Origin of the sequence: Micromonospora sp. WMMA1998 (assembly GCF_027497375.1) — a bacterium.
GTDB classification, from domain to species: Bacteria; Actinomycetota; Actinomycetes; order Mycobacteriales; family Micromonosporaceae; genus Micromonospora; species Micromonospora sediminicola.
This window is the reverse complement of the sequence record NZ_CP114911.1, coordinates 5,931,014-5,947,916: the sequence shown is the minus strand read 5'-3', so window position 1 is coordinate 5,947,916 and position 16,903 is coordinate 5,931,014. Positions and strand designations below refer to the sequence as shown.

At 75.1% G+C, this 16,903-nt stretch carries 15 protein-coding genes; 9 read left to right on the top strand and 6 right to left on the bottom strand.

The annotated features are described in order from the left end of the window. Positions 1-42: 42 nt before the first annotated feature. From O7600_RS27665 to O7600_RS27650, 4 genes are all read right to left on the bottom strand, one after another. Positions 43-1,044: a YihY/virulence factor BrkB family protein gene (locus O7600_RS27665; RefSeq protein WP_281591319.1), complete on the bottom strand. Its 1,002-nt coding sequence runs from the start codon at positions 1,042-1,044 to the stop codon at positions 43-45. Next, entirely contained in the window at positions 1,037-2,044 is a 1,008-nt protein-coding gene (locus tag O7600_RS27660) for a diacylglycerol kinase family protein (RefSeq protein ID WP_281591318.1), read from the bottom strand. Before O7600_RS27660 ends, O7600_RS27665 begins: the two co-directional genes overlap by 8 nt. 91 nt (positions 2,045-2,135) lie before the next feature. Further along, a complete protein-coding gene (locus O7600_RS27655; RefSeq protein ID WP_281594283.1) occupies positions 2,136-2,711 on the bottom strand; it encodes a Clp protease N-terminal domain-containing protein in 576 nt (191 codons plus the stop codon). Continuing rightward, entirely contained in the window at positions 2,711-2,947 is a 237-nt protein-coding gene (locus tag O7600_RS27650) for an HTH domain-containing protein (RefSeq protein WP_073836364.1), read from the bottom strand. Before O7600_RS27650 ends, O7600_RS27655 begins: the two co-directional genes overlap by 1 nt. Positions 2,948-3,051: 104 nt before the next feature. Between O7600_RS27650 and O7600_RS27645 the strand changes: the two genes are divergently transcribed. The 6 genes from O7600_RS27645 to O7600_RS27620 all read left to right on the top strand — a co-directional run bounded on the left by O7600_RS27645 (position 3,052) and on the right by O7600_RS27620 (position 9,598). Next, positions 3,052-3,852: a PP2C family serine/threonine-protein phosphatase gene (locus tag O7600_RS27645; RefSeq protein ID WP_098745718.1), complete on the top strand. Its 801-nt coding sequence runs from the start codon at positions 3,052-3,054 to the stop codon at positions 3,850-3,852. A gap of 67 nt (positions 3,853-3,919) precedes the next feature. Then, positions 3,920-4,486, top strand: a complete 567-nt coding sequence (locus tag O7600_RS27640) for a TetR/AcrR family transcriptional regulator (RefSeq protein WP_281591317.1) — start codon at positions 3,920-3,922, stop codon at positions 4,484-4,486. Then, on the top strand, positions 4,483-5,307 hold the full coding sequence (locus tag O7600_RS27635) for an oxidoreductase (protein ID WP_281591316.1): 825 nt from the start codon (positions 4,483-4,485) through the stop codon (positions 5,305-5,307). Before O7600_RS27640 ends, O7600_RS27635 begins: the two co-directional genes overlap by 4 nt. A 66-nt stretch (positions 5,308-5,373) precedes the next feature. Beyond that, positions 5,374-6,204: a universal stress protein gene (locus tag O7600_RS27630; RefSeq protein WP_281591314.1), complete on the top strand. Its 831-nt coding sequence runs from the start codon at positions 5,374-5,376 to the stop codon at positions 6,202-6,204. A gap of 128 nt (positions 6,205-6,332) precedes the next feature. Then, positions 6,333-8,735, top strand: a complete 2,403-nt coding sequence (locus tag O7600_RS27625; RefSeq protein WP_281591313.1) for a phosphoketolase family protein — start codon at positions 6,333-6,335, stop codon at positions 8,733-8,735. Beyond that, a complete protein-coding gene (locus tag O7600_RS27620; RefSeq protein WP_281591312.1) occupies positions 8,732-9,598 on the top strand; it encodes a universal stress protein in 867 nt (288 codons plus the stop codon). The genes O7600_RS27625 and O7600_RS27620 overlap by 4 nt, the downstream gene beginning before the upstream one ends. A gap of 200 nt (positions 9,599-9,798) precedes the next feature. On the opposite strand, the gene O7600_RS27610 is transcribed toward O7600_RS27620, so the two are convergent. Beyond that, the gene (locus O7600_RS27610) at positions 9,799-12,147 is read right to left on the bottom strand and encodes a heavy metal translocating P-type ATPase (protein ID WP_348651363.1); all 2,349 of its coding nucleotides are present in this window, start codon (positions 12,145-12,147) and stop codon (positions 9,799-9,801) included. A gap of 170 nt (positions 12,148-12,317) precedes the next feature. Here O7600_RS27610 and O7600_RS27605 point away from each other — a divergent pair, with 170 nt between their 5' ends. Together O7600_RS27605 and O7600_RS27600 are read left to right on the top strand one after the other, a co-directional pair. Further along, complete coding sequence (locus O7600_RS27605; RefSeq protein ID WP_281591311.1) at positions 12,318-13,328, top strand: nitroreductase; 1,011 nt, start codon at positions 12,318-12,320, stop codon at positions 13,326-13,328. A 93-nt stretch (positions 13,329-13,421) separates the two neighbouring features. After that, positions 13,422-15,089, top strand: a complete 1,668-nt coding sequence (locus tag O7600_RS27600; protein WP_281594282.1) for a GAF domain-containing sensor histidine kinase — start codon at positions 13,422-13,424, stop codon at positions 15,087-15,089. Positions 15,090-15,095: 6 nt separating this feature from the next. Here O7600_RS27600 and O7600_RS27595 read toward each other — a convergent pair whose 3' ends face one another. Beyond that, on the bottom strand, positions 15,096-15,734 hold the full coding sequence (locus tag O7600_RS27595) for a response regulator transcription factor (protein WP_091096280.1): 639 nt from the start codon (positions 15,732-15,734) through the stop codon (positions 15,096-15,098). A 183-nt stretch (positions 15,735-15,917) separates the two neighbouring features. Between O7600_RS27595 and O7600_RS27590 the strand changes: the two genes are divergently transcribed. Next, positions 15,918-16,892: a nitroreductase family protein gene (locus tag O7600_RS27590; RefSeq protein WP_091579194.1), complete on the top strand. Its 975-nt coding sequence runs from the start codon at positions 15,918-15,920 to the stop codon at positions 16,890-16,892. Positions 16,893-16,903: the final 11 nt, after the last annotated feature.

The following is a 16,903-nucleotide window of genomic DNA, read 5'->3' as shown; positions in this document are numbered from 1 at the left end:
TACCCGATCCGCGTGTCTCGTACACGCCGCACCGGCGCGGCGTCAGAGCGCTGTCATCTCACCGGTGTCGAGCAGCTCCTCACGCTGCGCCTCCGGCTCCCACAGGTCCGGCTGGGCCGGTTCCTCGACCCCGATCCGCATCGCCTCCAGCTGGGCGGCGAAGGCCAGCCCGCCGAAGAGCGCCATCCCGGTGAGGTTGGCCCAGAGCAGCAGCGCCATCATGCCGGTCAACGCGCCGTAGGTCTGGCCGAATCCGCCGCTGTACTTCACGTACGCGGCGAGCAGCAGGCTGGCCAGCCACCACAGCGCGATGGCGATGCCGGCGCCGAAGAAGAGCCAGGACAGGCCGGGCTGCTTGCGCCGGGGCGCGTGCCGGAACAGCACCGCCACGGCGAGCACGGTCAGGCCGAGGCTGAGCGGCCACCGGACCACGTCCCACACCACGGTGGCGACGTCGCCCCACTCGTAGTGGCGGCGCACGGAGTCGCCCAACGCGCCGCCGCCGACCAGGATCAGGAAGCCGAACAGCGCGGGTACGCCGGCGAGCAGTGCGAGCACCGTGGCGCGCAGGTATTTGGGGAAGGCCGGGCGGTCCCGCTCGACGCCGTAGATCCGGTTGGCGCCGCGCTCGATCTGCGCCATGGTGGTGGTCAGGGCGACCAGCCCGGTGATCAGACCGAGCGTCAGCGCCAGCTCGCCGGCGTCCTCGGTGCGGTCGGTGTCGGCGAGCAGCTCCTGCACCATGGACTCGCTCTGGCCGGGCGTGATCGCCAGGACCGTGTCGGCGACGACCTTGCCGCCCTCGTCCGCGCCCAGGTCGGTGATCAGGCCGGTGAGCGCGATCAGGAACGGCACCACGGCCAGGCACAGTTGCAGGCCCAGGGCGCGCGAGTGGCTGAAGCCGTCGCCGTAGCGGAACCGGATGAAGGCGTCGCGCAGCAGGCACCAGCCGCCGTGCCGGCGCAGCGTGTGCCAGGCGTCGTCGGCGGACAGCTCGTCGGAGGTCATCAATTGGGTCTCGGGGACGAGCTTGGTGCTACTCACGGCGCGCCTCCTCGATCAGCTGCTCACCGCGCTCCGCCGCCGCGTCGGCGTCCACCGCCAGGTCGGGGTCGTCCTCCGGGCGCGGTACGCAGAGCCAGAGCGACTCGGGCCGGATGGTGGCCGTCAGCGCACGGCCTGGCTCGATCAGGTCGCCGTCGAGCTGCCGGGGCTGCGGACGGTTGCTGGCGATCTCGACGGTGCGGCCCCGGAACACCTCCATCCGGGGCACGCTGCCCCGCCGGCGCACCAGCGCCCAGCCCATGGCGAGCCAGTGGCCGAGCGTGCGCGGCGTCAGCACCGCCACGTCGAGCCAGCCGTCGTCCGGCTCGGCGTCGGTGAGCAGGCGTACGCCGCCCTGGAGGCGGCCGACGTTGGCGACCAGGACCGAGCGGGCCCGGCGGCGCAGCGGCGGGCGGCCGTCGATGCGCACCGAGACCCGCATCGGTCGGTCCCGCAGGTGTCGGGCGGCGCCGACCAGGTAGGCCGGCCAGCCGATCCGCTTCTTGGTGGTCTCGGAGGTGGAGTCGAGCATCTGGGCGTCGAAGCCCATCCCGGCCATCACCGCGAAGCACTGGTCGTCGACCACGCCGACGTCGAGGCGGCGCATCCCGCGCTCGACGGCGACCTCCAGCCCGGCGGCCAGGTCGTTGGAGAGGCCGAGGTTGGCGGCGAGCAGGTTGCCGGTGCCCTGGGGCAGCACGGCCAGCGCCACGTCGGTGCCGGCGAGCGCGGTCACGCAGGCCATCACGGTGCCGTCGCCGCCGCAGGCGAAGACGACCTCCGCCCCGGCCTTGACCGCCTCCTCCGCCTGGCCCCGACCCGGGTCCTCGACCGTGGTCTCGTACCAGGTCGGCGCCGGCCAGCCGGCGGCGTCGAGCGCGCCGTCCACGATCCGCCGGAACTCGTCCAGGTCGGCCACCTTCACCGGGTTGACCACCACGGCCGAGCGCGGGGTGCGGTTCTCCGCGGTCACCGGGCGCTTGTCGTCTGCACCGTCCACGGCGTCAGTGTGCAGGACGCGGGGCGCGGCGGCGACCCGGCGGGGCTGGACGTTGCGAGGACCGCAAACAGGTTTGGGATCCGGCCCGACCTCAGGCCGCCTCGCGCAGCGCCGCCTCGACCCGCCGCCGCAGGTCGTCGAGGTGAACCCCGGCCTCGGTCAGGGTCAGCGCGGCCAGTCCATCGCCCTCCCGGAGCAGGCCGAGCAGGATGTGCTCGGTGCCGATGTGCCGGTGGCGCAGTCGGAGCGCCTCGCGCAACGACAGCTCCAGCACCTTCTTCGCCCGGGGCGAGAACGCGCCGACGTGGGGCCGGCGACGCCACCAGCGGCGGGGGCGCGGGGCCGCCTCACGCAGCGCGTCGGGGCCGAAGGACTCCTCGATCCGGGCCACGATCGCGGCGAGGTCGATGCCGATCTCGCGCAGCGCCGCCGCGTCCGCCGCGCCGAGGCCGTCGACGCCCTGCGCCGCGTGGCGGGCCACGGCCGCGCGCAGGTCGTCGGCGGTGACGCCGGCGGCGGCGAGCAACCGGACCGCCAGGTTGTCGCGGTCGGCCAACACCCCGAGCAGCAGGTGCTCGGTGCCGACCGGGCGCCGGCCCTCGGTCCGGGCCTCGTCGACCGCGTGGTGCACGACCGCGCGGGCCCGGTCGGTGAATCGTTCGAACATCACGCCTCCCAGCTTCCGGGCACCGCCGGTCGACCGGCGTGCTTCTTGTGGACCGCCTGCCGGCTGACCTCGAGGGCGTCGGCGATCTCCTGCCAGGACCAGCCCTGTCGCCGGGCGTTGTCGACCTGGACCACCTCGAGCCGCTCGAGCAGCCGGCGCAGGGCGAGCACGGCCCGCAGGCCGACCTTGGGGTCGGTGCTGCCGGCTGCCGCCGCGAGTTCCGTCGCCTGACTCATGCTGTCAATGTAGGTTGACAACCGGCCGCCTGTCAACCCCGGTTGACAGATGACACGGCCGCGACCTGCCGATCCGCGACCCGGCCCGGTGCTACCGTCCGCTGGTGTTCCGCCGCCGTCCACTGGACCGGCCGGTCGAGGCCGCCCGCCGGCTCACCGCCGGGCGGCTCACCCTGGAGATCGCCGGGGGCAGCGTGGTCGGGCACCGCTACCCGGAGAACTACGACGTGCTGCACCTCGACCCGGAGCTGCCACTGGCCGTGGTCTGCGACGGCATGGGCGAGGGCGAGGGCAGCCGGGTGGCCGGCACCACCGCGGCGGAGACGTTCGTGGCCCAGGTCCGCGCCGGGTGGCCCGCCGTCGACGCCGCCGGGCTGCGCGCCGCCGTCGCCGAGACCCAGCGACGGGTACGCCGGGCCGGCGCCGGTCGACCCGGGCTGACCGGATGCACGCTCACCGCGCTGGTGGTCGAGCCGGACGGCGACCAGGGCTGGCTGGCGCAGCTCGGCGACTCCCGGGCGTACCGGCTGCGCGACGGGCTGCTGGAGCTGGTCACGGTGGACCACACCATGGCCTGGCTGGGCCTGCTGCACGGCTGGTGGCCGGCGGACTCCCCCGAGGCGGCGCGGGCCCGCTACCAGCTGCTGCGCTACGTCGGTCACCCGGACCGGCCGGAGCCGGACCTGCTCGCCGTGCCGCTGCGGCGGGGGGACACCTGGCTGCTCTGCACCGACGGGGTGAGCGACCAGCTCGGCTACCACCGGCTGCGCGACCTGCTCGCCGCCCGCCGGGACCCGGCACGGACCGTGCGCGCCCTGCTCGCCGCCACCCTGGACGCGGGCGGCGACGACAACGCCACCGCCGTGGTGCTGCGCGTCCACCCCGCCCTGCCCGCGCCGCGCTGAGCCTCCGCACCCCCGTGTGACCGGGGACACGTGTGACGAACTGACATTCCGTGCAAGACTTGTCAGCATGTCGAACGACCGGCTGGAGACGATCCTGACCGCCGCGTACGAGTGCTTCACCCGGCACGGGATGCGGCGCACCACCATGGACGACATCGCGGCGGCCGCCGGGATGTCCCGGCCGGCGGTCTACCAGTACGTGCGCAACAAGGACGACGCCTACCGGCGGCTGGCCGAGCGGCTCTTCGCCGACTCACTCGACCGGGCCCGGCGGGTGGCCGACGCGCCCGGCGGCGACCTGGCCGGAAGGGTGCACGACGTGCTCGCCGCCAAGCTGGAACTCACCCTCACGCTGCACCGGGACAGCCGGCACGCCACCGAGCTGCTCGACGCCAGCGGCAAGCTCACCGGCGACCTCGTCGACGCGTACACCGCCGAGCTGACCGACCTGGTGGCCGCCACGCTGGCGGACGCCGCCGGGCCGCGGGCCCGCGCGGTGGCCGACGTCCTCGTCGCGCTCACCCGCGGCCTGGAGGCCGACCTCACCGACCCCGACCTGCCCCGACGGCGGCTGCGCGACGGCGTCGCGCTGGTCGTCGCGGGCCTGCACCCACCTCAGGGAGACCACAGATGACCGCCGTCCTGATCACCGGCACCTCCTCCGGCATCGGCCGGGCCACCGTCCGCCGGCTCGCCCGCCGCCCCGACCTCACCGTGTACGCGACCGCCCGCAAGGTCGACGCGATCGCCGACCTCGCCGACGCCGGCGCCCGTCTCCTCCCCCTCGACGTCACCGACGAAGCCTCCATGCGCGCCGCCGTGGCCGCGGTGGAGGCCGCGCACGGCCAGGTCGACGTGCTGATCAACAACGCCGGCTACGGCGAGTACGGCCCGGTCGAGGAGACCCCGATGGACCGGGTGCGCGCCCAGTTCGAGACCAACGTCTTCGGGCTCGCCCGGCTCACCCAGCTCGTGCTGCCCGGCATGCGCCGGGCCGGCCGGGGCCGGATCGTCAACGTCAGCTCCATGGGCGGCCGGCTGGTCTTCCCCGGCGGCGGCTACTACCACGCCAGCAAGTACGCGGTGGAGGCGCTCTCCGACGCCCTGCGGCAGGAGGTGCGCCCGTTCGGCGTGGACGTGGCGATCATCGAGCCGGGTCTGATCCGCACCGGCTTCGGCGCGGTGGCCGCGTCCTCGCTCGGCGCCGGCGCCGACCCGACCGGCCCGTACGGTCGGATGGTCGCCGCGGTGGACGCGGCGATGGCGAAGTCCTACCGCAACCCGCTGCTCGCCGCGCCGCCGGAGACGGTGGCCCGGGTGATCGAGCGGTCCGTCGTCGCCCGCCGCCCGCGCACCCGCTACCTGGTCACCGCCGCCGCGTGGGCGATGGTGCACACCCGCCGGCTGCTCGGCGCCCGGCTCTTCGACGCGGTCAACCGGCTCCAGTTCCGCTGACCCGGTCCGGCCGACCCGGCCCCGCGACTACGGTGGGTGAAAAGCGCGGTCGGGAGGTGAGCCGGGATGGCCGCACCGAGCCACGGCGCGGTGGTGGTCGGCGTCGGCCGGTCGGCGGAGGACCTGACGGTGGTCCGGACGGCCGCCGGTGAGGCCGCGGCCCACGACCGGCCGCTGCACCTGCTGCACGCGTTCAACTGGGCCGCGTCCAGCGGACCGGCGCCGGCCGGCGGCACCCGCGTCGACGCGGAGAACCTGCTGGAGAAGGCCGGGCAGGTGGCCGCCGACGCCGCGCCGGACGTGCCGGTCAGCGGCGAGATCGTCGAGGGCTCACCGGTCGAGGCGCTGCTGCGGGCCGCCGACGCCGCGTTCCTGGTGGCGCTCGGTGACGGCGGCATGGCCAGCTGCCCCACCTGCGTCCCGGCCGACGCGCCGGCGGTCGAACTGGCCTCCCGGGCCGGCTGTCCGGTGCTGGTCGGGCGCACCGAGGCGGCGCCGCCCGGGCCGCTGCTGGTCGGCTACGACGGCTCCCCCGGCTCGCGGGCCACGCTCCGCTACGCCTTCGACTGCGCCGAACGCCGGGGGGCCCGGCTGCTCGCCGTCCGGGTGGTCGAGACCGATCGCCGCGACGGCGACGACGGCCTGCTGGAGGAGGCGGTCAACCGGCACGCCGTACGGCACCCGCGGGTGGCCGCCGCCTGCCAGACCGTCCGCGGTGATCCGGGCGAGGTCCTGCTCGACCGGTCCCGGTCGGCGCAGCTCGCGCTGGTCGGCGCGCGCGGCGACGGGCCGGTACGGTCCACACTGGGCGCGGTCAGCCAGGCCCTGCTCTACCACTCGCCGGCCCCGCTGATCGTCGTACGGGGCGTCGGCGACGACGCCGGGGACGGGCCATGACGCCCGCGCGAGGCGGGACCAACGGCCCTGACCGACCACCTCGACGGCAGGCCAGGCTGGACGCGCCGGGGACGACGACCGCGTTCCCGAGTGGCAGACGACCCCGAGCCACGAGAGGCCAACGCAGCATGGACACCGCTCTCGACCTGCACAGCCCCCTGACCGAAGACGAGCTGCGCCGGCTCGACGCCTACTGGCGGGCGGCCAACTACCTCACCGTCGGGCAGATCTACCTGCTCGACAACCCGCTGCTCCGCGAGCCGCTCAAGCCCGAGCACATCAAGCCGCGCCTGCTGGGCCACTGGGGCACCAGCCCCGGTCTCAACCTGCTCTACACGCACCTCAACCGGGTCATCGTCGACCGGGACCTGTCCGCCATCTTCGTCACCGGCCCCGGCCACGGCGGCCCGGCGCTGGTCGCCAACACCTGGCTGGAGGGCACCTACAGCGAGCTCTACCACCACATCCCCCGGGACGAGGCCGGCATGCAGCGGCTGTTCCGGCAGTTCTCGTTCCCCGGCGGCATCCCCAGCCACGTGGCGCCGGAGGTGCCGGGTTCGATCCACGAGGGCGGCGAGCTGGGATACGCGCTGAGCCACGCCTACGGCGCCGCGTTCGACAACCCGGACCTGCTGGTCGCCTGCGTGATCGGCGACGGCGAGGCGGAGACCGGCCCGCTCGCCGGCAGCTGGCTGTCCACCGTGTTCCTCAACCCGGCCCGGGACGGGGCGGTGCTGCCGATCCTGCACCTCAACGGCTACAAGATCGCCAACCCGACGGTGCTGGACCGGATCCCCACCGACGACCTGCTCGACCTGATGCGCGGCTACGGCCACCAGCCGTACGTGGTGGAGGGCGACGACCCGGTGGCGGTGCACCAGTTGCTCGCCGCGACGCTGGACCGGGCGGTCGACGAGATCGCCGAGATCCAGCGCCGGGCCCGCTCCGGCGGCGAGGTCGAGCGTCCCCGCTGGCCGATGATCGTGCTGCGGACGCCGAAGGGCTGGACCGGCCCGGCGGACGTCGACGGCAAGCAGGTCGAGGGCACGTTCCGTGCCCACCAGGTGCCGATCGCGGAGGTGCGCGACAACCCGGCGCACCTGGCCGAGCTGGAGCGCTGGCTGCGCAGCTACCGCCCGGAGGAGTTGTTCGACGCCACCGGCGGCCCGGTCGCCGAGCTGGCCGCGCTGCCCCCGACCGGTGACCGGCGGATGAGCGCCAATCCGGTGGCCAACGGCGGCAAGCTGCTGCGCGACCTGGACCTGCCCGACTTCCGGGACTACGCGGTCGAGGTCGAGGAGCCCGGCGCCACGGTGGCCGGGGCGGCCGGCGCGCTCGGCCCGTGGGTACGCGACGTGATCGTCCGCAACCCGCAGACGTTCCGCCTGTTCGGCCCGGACGAGGTCGCCTCGAACCGGCTCGGCGCCGCGTTCGAGGTCACCGACCGCGCGTTCGTCGGCCGTCGGCTGCCCGGCGACGACCACCTCTCCCCCGACGGCCGGGTGATGGAGGTGCTCTCCGAGCACCTCTGCGAGGGTTGGCTGGAGGGCTACCTGCTGACCGGCCGGCACGGCCTCTTCACCAGCTACGAGGCGTTCATCCACATCGTCGACTCGATGGTCAACCAGCACGCCAAGTGGCTCAAGGTGACCCGCAAGATCCCCTGGCGGGAGCCCGTGGCCTCGCTGAACTACCTGCTCTCCAGCCACGTCTGGCGGCAGGACCACAACGGCTTCTCACACCAGGACCCGGGCTTCATCGACCACGTGGTCAACAAGAAGGCCGAGGTCGTCCGGGTCTACCTGCCGCCGGACGCCAACACGTTGCTCTCCACCATGGACCACTGTCTGCGCAGCCGGCACTACATCAACGTGGTGGTGGCCGGGAAGCAGCCGGCGCCGAACTGGCTGACCATGGACGAGGCGATCCAGCACTGCCGCCGCGGCCTGGGCATCTGGGACTGGGCCAGCACCGACGACGACGCCGAGCCGGACGTGGTGCTCGCCTGCGCCGGCGACGTGCCGACGCTGGAGACCCTCGCGGCGGCCGACCTGCTGCGCCGCCACCTGCCGGACCTGAAGGTCCGGGTGGTCAACGTGGTCGACCTGATGCGCCTGCAACCGCCGTCGGAGCACCCGCACGGGCTGCCGGACAACGAGTTCGACACCATCTTCACCCGCGAGCGGCCGGTCATCTTCGCCTACCACGGCTACCCGTGGCTGATCCACCGGCTGACCTACCGCCGGGCCAACCACGACAACCTGCACGTGCGCGGCTACAAGGAGGAGGGCACCACCACGACACCGTTCGACATGGTGATGCTCAACGACCTGGACCGTTTCCACCTGGTCATCGACGTCATCGACCGGGTGCCCGGGCTGCGTTCGCGCGCCGCGCACCTGCGTCAGGAGATGGTGGACACCCGCCAGGCCTGCCGCGACTACACCCGCCGCTACGGCGAGGACGACCCGCGGGTCGCCGAGTGGCGCTGGATCCGGGAGACCGACCCCGCGGTGCGGAGTGCCGAATGAGCGACGACGAGATCCTGGTCGGCTACGACGGGTCCACCGACGCGTCGGTGGCACTGGACTGGGCGCTGGACGAGGCGGGCCGCTCCGGTCGGCCGGTGCGGCTGGCGTACGTCTTCGAGTGGTTGACCGTGGCCGGGTGGATCGGTCCGGGCGTGGCCCCCGGGGTCTGGCCGGACGAGACGGCCCGCCGGCAGGTCGAAGAACTGGTCCGTAAGGCGGCGGCGGACGCCGCCGCCGAGCGGCCCGGCCTCACCGTGCACGGCGAGGTCTTCGACGGGCCGCCCGCGCTGGTGCTCCAGGAACGCTCCGCCGAGGCGGGGATGCTGGTGCTCGGCAGCCGGGGGCACGGCGGGTTCGGCGGGCTGCTCGCCGGCTCCACCGCGGTGTCGGTGACCGCGCACGCCCACTGCCCGGTGGTGGTGGTGCGCGACGGCCAGGCCGCCACGTCGGGGCCGGTGGTCGTCGGCTCGGACGGCTCCCCCTCGGCGCTGCGGGCGCTCGGCTTCGCCGTCGAGCGGGCCGCCCAGCGCGACGTGCCGCTGCGGGTGCTGCGGGCTTGGGAGCCGCCCGGCGACCGCTGGGTGCCGCCGGACTTCGACCCGGAGGAGACCGCCGCGACCGAACGGGCCGCCGCCGAGGCGGAGCTGGCCCCGTGGCGGGAGAGCTTCCCCGACGTGCCGGTGGAGATCGAGGCGGTGCCCGGCAGCGCGGCCGCGCTGCTGGTGGAGGCGAGCCGGCCGGCGCAGCTGGTGGTGGTCGGCAGCCGGGGCCGGGGCGGGCTGCGCGGCATGCTGCTCGGCTCGGTCAGTCAGCAGCTCATCCAGCACGCGCACTGCCCGGTGGCGGTGGTCCGCGAGCCCTGATCCGCCGGTGCCCGGACCGTGAGGACGGTGCCTGTGGCCACCGTCCTCACGGTGCGTGAGGCCCGAGCGGGGATGGCCCTTCTCAGCGATATGACTGGGGGCACAAATATGACCAGCAGTCATATCGCTCTCGGGGCGTGTCCTCACCGCGCGGACGGCCGCGTGCCGGGACGGCCACCGCCGCACCGCCGGGGTGACCGTCAGCGGTCGGGAGACGCCTCACCGTCGGACGGGTTGAGGGAAAAGTAGTCCTCTTCCTCCTGGGCCAGGTGCAGGCGCAGCACCGCGTCCAGGCCGTAGAGCGCGGCCAGCAGGTCGGTCACCTCCTCGCGGCGCAGCCGGCCGTCCGGCGACGCGGCGAGGTGCCCGCCGATCCGCTCCACCAGCCGGGCGATCTCGACGTGCGCGCGGCTCATCGTCGAGGTCGCCTCGTCGCTGCCCAGCGGCCCGGCCAGGGCCGGGTAGAGCTGCCGTTCCTCGGCCGCCTCGTGCGGCAGCACCTCGTCGACCAGGCGCCGGTGCACGTCCCGCAGTGCCGGCACGCACCCCGGGTCGTCCGGGCGGGTGGCGACCAGGTCGGCGGTGTCCCGCAGCCGGGCCAGCACGTCCCGGACGCCGCCGTGCTCGCCGGAGTACCGGTCGAGCAGCTCCCGGGTGTGCGGGGGGACCTCGCGCCGCCGCAGGCCGCCACCGAGGGCGCGCAGCGCGTTGAGGATCACCAGCACGTCGATGCCCTCCTGGAGGAACGCGCCGGCGACCGGGGGCAGCCGGCCGGCGGCGGCCACCAGCATGGCCACCACGGCCAACCCCATCCCGACGGTGGCGCTCTGCACCGCGATGCGGCGGGCGTACCGGGCGATCTCCACGGCGTCGGCGAGCCGATCCAGCCGGTCCACGGTGAGCACCGCGTCGGCCACGTCGGCGGAGGCGGTGGCCCCGGTCGCGCCCATCGCCACCCCGACGTGCGCCTCGGCCAGCGCCGGGGCGTCGTTCACGCCGTCGCCGACCATCACGGTCACCGCCCGGGCGGACTCCTCGCGTACCCGTTGGGCCTTCTCCCCCGGCGAGCAACGCGCGATCACGTCGTCGACGCCCACGACCTGCGCCACCTGGGCCGCGGTGCGCGGCCGGTCGCCGGTCACCATGACCAGCCGGTTCAGCCCCGCCTCGCGCAGCCGCCGCACGGTGCGCCGGGCGTCCGGGCGGACCGGGTCCTCCAGCAGGATCGCGCCGAGCGGACCGTGCTCGTCGCTGACCCAGACGGTGGACAGGCCGGCCCGCTCGGCCCGCTCCCGGGCCCGGTCCGCCCACTCCGGCGGCTCGCCGGCGAGCTGGCCCACCCGGACCAGGCGGCCGTCGACGCGCCCGGTCACCCCGCGCCCCGGTTCCTCGGTCACCCCGGTCGGCTCGGCCAGCGGCAATCCCCGCTCGCGGGCCTGCCGCACCAGCGCGGCGGCCAGCACGTGCGGGGAGAGCTGCTCGACCGAGGCGGCCAGCCGCAGCACCTCGTCCCGGTCGCCGCCGGGCGCCACCACCGTCTCCGCGGCCCGGGGCCGCCCCGCGGTCAGCGTGCCGGTCTTGTCCAGCAGCAGGGTGCGGGCACGACCGAGCTGCTCCAGCGAGCCGCCGTCGCGCACCAGCACGCCCCGGCGGGCCACCCGGGACAGCCCGGAGACCACCGCTATCGGGGTGGCCAGCAGCAGGGGGCACGGGGTGGCCACCACCAGCACCGCCACCGCCCGGACGAACTCGCCGGAGAGCAGCCACGCCGCGCCGGCCAGCAGCAGGGTGAACGGGACGAACGCCGCCGCGTACCGGTCGGCGAGGCGCACCATCGGAGCCTTGCGGGCGGTCGCCTCACCGGCCAGGCGGACGATGCCGGCGTACGTGCTCTCCGCCGCGTTCCTCCGGGCCCGCAGCCCGAAGCCGGCGCCCGCGTTGACCACGCCGCTGGCCACCTGCTCGCCCGCCGCCCGGCCGACCAGCCGCGACTCGCCGGTCACCACGGACTCGTCGAGCGTGGCGGGCTCCTCCACGGTGCCGTCCACCGGCACCACCTCGCCGGGGCCGACCACCAGCCGGTCACCGGCCCGCACCGCGTCCAGCGGGACCACCTCGATCCCGCCGCCGGCGGTGCGGCGGCGGGCCTGCCGGGGCGCGCGTTCCAGCAGCGCCCGCAGGTCGCGGGTGGCCCGGCGCCGGGCGTACTCCTCCAGCGCCTGCCCGGTGGCGACCATCACGGCGATCACCGCGCCGGCCAGGTACTCCCGCACCAGCAACGCGCCCAGCAGCGCCAGCACGGCGATGACGTCGACGCCGAACTGCCGGCGCCACAGCTGCCGCAGCGTGGTCCAGACGGCCGGCACCAGGGCGACCACGGTGACCGCCGCCCACACCAGCCGGGCCGCGCCGAGCGCCCCCGCGAACCACAGCGCGGCGCCGGCCAGCACGGCCAGGGTCAGCAGGCCCAGCGGGACCCACTGCGCCCAGGGCCGCCACCGGGCCCGGGCCGGCCGTTCGGGTACGCACTCGGGCGCTTCGGTCCCCACGTGTCGATCGTCTCAGCGGCGACGCGGGCCAGGTAGGGCGAACCGGGCGAACCGACGGGTCGAAGGGCCCCGTGCGGGCCGACCGGGCATGACCGAGGATGGAGCGGGCAACCCCACCCGGGCGTCCCGGGTGTCAGGCACGATGGGGAGAGACAGGAAAGGTCGTGACGATGAGCCACGAGACGCCGGCTACCGATCGCCCGCTGACCACCGCGCTCGCGGAGGCCGCCGGAATGGCCGGCCATGCCCCCTCGGTGCACAACACGCAGCCGTGGCACTGGACGGTCCTGCCCGACGCGCTGGAGTTGCGGGTGGTCCGGGAACGGCACCTCAGCGCCATGGACCCGGAGGGCCGCCTGCTGGTGGTCAGCTGCGGCGCGGCGCTGCACCACGCCCGCACGGCGCTGGCCGCCGAGGGCTGGACCCCGGTGGTGGAGCGGTTGCCCGACCCGAACCAGCCCGACCTGCTGGCCCGGATCACCGGGCTGCGGCACACCGGCGCCGACCCCGACGCCATGCACCTCGTGCAGTGCATGCGGGTGCGGCACACCGACCGGCGGCCGGTCAGCGACGAGCAGATCCCCACCGCCGCGCTCGGCGACATCGACCGGGCCGCCACCGCCGAGGGCGTCAACCTGCAACTCCTCGACGACATGCAGAAGATCGAGCTGGCCGGCGCCGCCCAGCAGGCCGCCGCCGTCGAGGCGGACAGCCCGGAGCTGCGCGAGGAACTGGCCTACTGGGTCAACCGGGCCGGCACCGGCACCGGGCTGCCGCCGGAGGTGCTGCCCGACCAGCCGGCGCAGACCACCGTGCCGGGCCGCGACTTCGGCCACCCCGGATCGCTGCCGATCGGCCCCGGCCACGACAAGGCCGCCGTCTACGCCATCCTCTGGGGCGCCGACGACGAGCCGTTGAGCTGGTTGCGCGCCGGCGAGGCGCTCTCCGCCGCCTGGCTGGCCGCCACCCGCCACGGGGTGTCCCTGGTGCCGCTGTCCGGCGTGGTGGAGGTCGACGGCACCCGCGAGGTGCTCCGGCAGATGCTGGCCGGGCTCGGCTACCCCTACCTGAGCATGCGGCTCGGCGTGGCCGACCCGACGCACGCCGGCCCGCCGCACACCCCGCGCCTGGAGGCCGCGCAGACCGTCGACACCTCGGCGGTACGCGACCAGTTGTCCTGACGGGTCTCGTCGGCGTACGCCACCGGGCGATAGCATCGCCCGGTGGCCGCCGCACCGAACCCCCGGAACGAGCACGTCACGCCGTCGCTCGGGTTGACCCCGCTGTCCCGGGTCCGCCTCGACGAGCTGCTCCAGGAGATGCTCGACCGCGTCGGCGAGGTGGTGACCAGCCGGGAACGCCTCCGCGCGCTGCTCGACGCGGTGGTCGGCATCGGCTCCGACCTCGACCTGCGCAGCACCCTGCAACGGATCGTGCAGTCCGCGTGCGACCTGGCCGGCGCCCGCTACGGCGCGCTCGGGGTGATCGGCCCCGACCGGATGCTGCACGACTTCATCGTCCACGGGATCAGCCCCGAGCTGCACGCGAAGATCGGCGAGCTGCCGCACGGCCGGGGCGTGCTGGGCCTGCTCATCGACCACCCGAAGCCGGTGCGCATGCCGGACATCACCCAGCACCCGAACTCGTACGGCTTCCCCCCGCACCACCCGCCGATGCACAGCTTCCTCGGCGTCCCGGTGCGCATCCGCGACCACGTCTGGGGCAACCTCTACCTGGCCGAGAAGCAGGGCGCCGCCGAGTTCACCGACGACGACGAGGAGATCGTGGTCGCCCTCGCCGCCGCGGCGGGCGTGGCGATCGAGAACGCCCGCCTCTACGCGCTGGCGCACCGCCGCGAACGCTGGCTCGCCGCCGCCGCCGAGATCACCTCGGTGCTGCTCGGCGAGGTGCGCCGCACCGACGCGCTGACGCTGGTCGCCCGCCGGGCCCGCGAGGTCGCCGAGGCCGAGCTGGCCCTGGTGCTGCTCTACGACGAGGACGAGGCGCAGTTCACCGTCGAGGTGGTCGACGGCACCGACCCGGTCGCCCGGGAGTTGGTCGGCACGGTGCTGCCGGCCGACGAGACCAGCTTCGCCGGGGCGGTCACCGAGGGCCGGCACGAGCAGGTCGACGACCTCGCCGCCGCGGCGCCCTGGCCCCGGCCGGTGATCGCCGGTCCGGCGGTGGTGTCCCCGCTGGCCGCCGCCGACACGCTGCACGGCGTGCTGGTGATCGCCCACCGGCCCGACCACGGCCCGGCCGCCGACGACGACCTCGCCCTGCTGGCCAGCTTCGCCGGGCAGGCCGCGCTGGCCATGGAACGGGCCCGCGGGCAGGAGGAACGGGAACTTCTGGTGGTCCTGGAGGACCGCGAGCGGATCGCCCGCGACCTGCACGACGTGGTCATCCAGCGGCTGTTCGCCACCGGCCTGCAACTGCAGAGCGGGGCGATGAACGCCCGCCCCGAGGCGGCCAAGCGGATCAACCAGGCGGTCGACGACCTGGACGCCACCATCCGCGACATCCGCCGCACCATCTTCGAGCTGCGCACCCCGATGAGCGCGGCGCTGCGCACCGAGATCCGCGAGGCCATCGAGGTGGCCGCCGAGTCGCTGGGGTGGCGACCCGAGCTGGAGCTGGTCGGCCCGATCGACAGCGCCGTCCCGGACGAGCTGCGCCCCGAACTCACCGCCGTGCTGCGCGAGGCGCTGTCCAACGCCGTACGCCACGCGCGCGCCGACCGGGTGGCGGTGCGGGTGGCGGTGGACGCCGGCCGGGTCGACGTCACGGTCACCGACGACGGGGTCGGCTGCGACCCGGAGGCCGCCCGCAGCGGCCTGGTCAACCTGCGGGAGCGGGCCGAGCGGCTGGGCGGGGAGTTCACGCTGCGCCGGGTGGAGCCGCACGGCACCGAGCTGCGCTGGAGCGTCCCACTGGACTGACCGGGGTCAGTGGGTCTTGCCGAGCAGCCGGGTGGCCAGCACCGCCGCCTGGGTGCGCCGCTCCAGACCCAGCTTCGCCAGCACGCTGGAGACGTAGTTCTTCACCGTCTTCTCGGCCAGGAACATCTTGCCGGCGATCTCCCGGTTGGTGAGCCCCTCCGCCACGTACTCCAGGATCCGCCGCTCCTGCTCGGTGAGCGACTTCAGCTCCCGCGGCTGCTCCACGCCGCTGCGGATGCGCTCCAGCACCCGGGTGGTGATCGCCGGGTCGAGCAGGGACTGCCCCGCCGCCACCCGGCGGACCGCGTCCACCAGGTCGGTGCCGCGGATCTGCTTGAGCACGTAGCCGGCGGCACCGGCCATGATCGCCGCGAACAGCGCCTCGTCGTCCTCGTACGAGGTGAGGATCAGCCCCTTGATCGACGAGTCGACGGCCCGCACGTCCCGGCAGACGTCGATGCCGTTGCCGTCGGGCAGCCGGGCGTCGAGGATCGCCACGTCGGGGCGGAGCGCGGGGATGCGCCGCGCCGCCTCCTGGGCGAGGCCGGACTCGCCGACCACCTCGATGTCGCCGCTGCTCTGCAGCAGGTCGGCAAGGCCACGACGGACGACCTCGTGGTCGTCGAGCAGGAACACCCGGATCATCCGTCCTTTCTACCGGCTCCCCCGCACCCGCGCACGGGCCGAAGGTCCCGACCGTCCCGCGTCGCCGGGCCGGTCGGACCTCCTCAGGTGGGGACCTCCGGCCCTGCTCACGGCGCACGGCGGTGACGCACCGTGGGGGTGGACCGACCGGCCGGCCGGGCACCGCACGGAGGGAGCACGACCATGACGACCGGATACACCGTCCCGCAGCTGCGGGCCGCGGTCGCCGACGCGGTACGCGCGCCGTCGCTGCACAACACCCAGCCGTGGCGGTTCCGGCTGCACGACGGCGGCATCGAGGTCGCGGTCGACCCGCTGCGCGGGCTGCCGGCCACCGACCCCAGCGGCTGGGGCGCGCGGATCGCCTGCGGGGCGGCCCTGTTCAACCTGCGGCTGGCGCTCGCCGTGGCGGGCACCCCGGCCACGGTCCGGCTGCGCCCGTACCCGGCCGACCCGGACGTGGTGGCCCGGCTGGTGCCCGACGTGCCGCGCCGGCCCACCCCGACCGAGCAGAGCCTGTACGCGGCGATCGGCCGCCGGTTCAGCAACCGGGCCCCGTTCTGGCCCGACCCGGTGCCGGCCGAGGCCCGCTGGCGTCTCGGCGAGGCGGCCCGGGCCGAGCAGTGCTGGCTGGAACTGGTCATCGGCACCAGCGCGGTCAACGCGCTCGCCGAGGTGGCCCGCAGCGCGCACCGGGTGCTGGAACGCGACCCGGCGTACGTGGCCGAGCGGGTGGAGTGGATCCGCTCGGAGCCCTCGCCCGACGGGGTGCCCGCCGTGGCCGGCGGGCCGCAGAGCGAGCCGCAGGACCTGCTGCCGCAGCGCGGATTCGGCGGCCGCAACCGCGCCCCGGGCCGGGACTTCGAGCCGGAGCCGCTGGTCGCCGTGCTCGGCACCGCCGGTAACACCGCCACCGACCAGGTCGTCGCCGGGCAGGCGTTGCAGCGGGTGCTGCTCACCGCCACCGACGCCGGGCTCAGCGCCTCGATGCTCTCCCAGCCGATCGAGGTCCCGGCGGCGCGGGAGGCGCTGCGGCTGTCCCTGGGCCGCTTCGGCACCCCGCAGATGGTGATGCGGGTCGGGTACGGCCAGCCGGGCCGCGCCACCCCGCGCCGCCCGGTCGAGGAGGTGCTCGACCTGCCGGTCGTGCCGGCCTGACCCGCGTCACC

Coding starts and splice junctions, on each gene's coding strand:
- O7600_RS27655 (WP_281594283.1), bottom strand. CDS start 2,711: ATGTTCGAACGATTCACCGACCGGGCCCGCGCGGTCGTGCACCACGCG.
- O7600_RS27650 (WP_073836364.1), bottom strand. CDS start 2,947: ATGAGTCAGGCGACGGAACTCGCGGCGGCAGCCGGCAGCACCGACCCC.
- O7600_RS27640 (WP_281591317.1), top strand. CDS start 3,920: ATGTCGAACGACCGGCTGGAGACGATCCTGACCGCCGCGTACGAGTGC.
- O7600_RS27635 (WP_281591316.1), top strand. CDS start 4,483: ATGACCGCCGTCCTGATCACCGGCACCTCCTCCGGCATCGGCCGGGCC.
- O7600_RS27630 (WP_281591314.1), top strand. CDS start 5,374: ATGGCCGCACCGAGCCACGGCGCGGTGGTGGTCGGCGTCGGCCGGTCG.
- O7600_RS27625 (WP_281591313.1), top strand. CDS start 6,333: ATGGACACCGCTCTCGACCTGCACAGCCCCCTGACCGAAGACGAGCTG.
- O7600_RS27620 (WP_281591312.1), top strand. CDS start 8,732: ATGAGCGACGACGAGATCCTGGTCGGCTACGACGGGTCCACCGACGCG.
- O7600_RS27605 (WP_281591311.1), top strand. CDS start 12,318: ATGAGCCACGAGACGCCGGCTACCGATCGCCCGCTGACCACCGCGCTC.
- O7600_RS27595 (WP_091096280.1), bottom strand. CDS start 15,734: ATGATCCGGGTGTTCCTGCTCGACGACCACGAGGTCGTCCGTCGTGGC.
- O7600_RS27590 (WP_091579194.1), top strand. CDS start 15,918: ATGACGACCGGATACACCGTCCCGCAGCTGCGGGCCGCGGTCGCCGAC.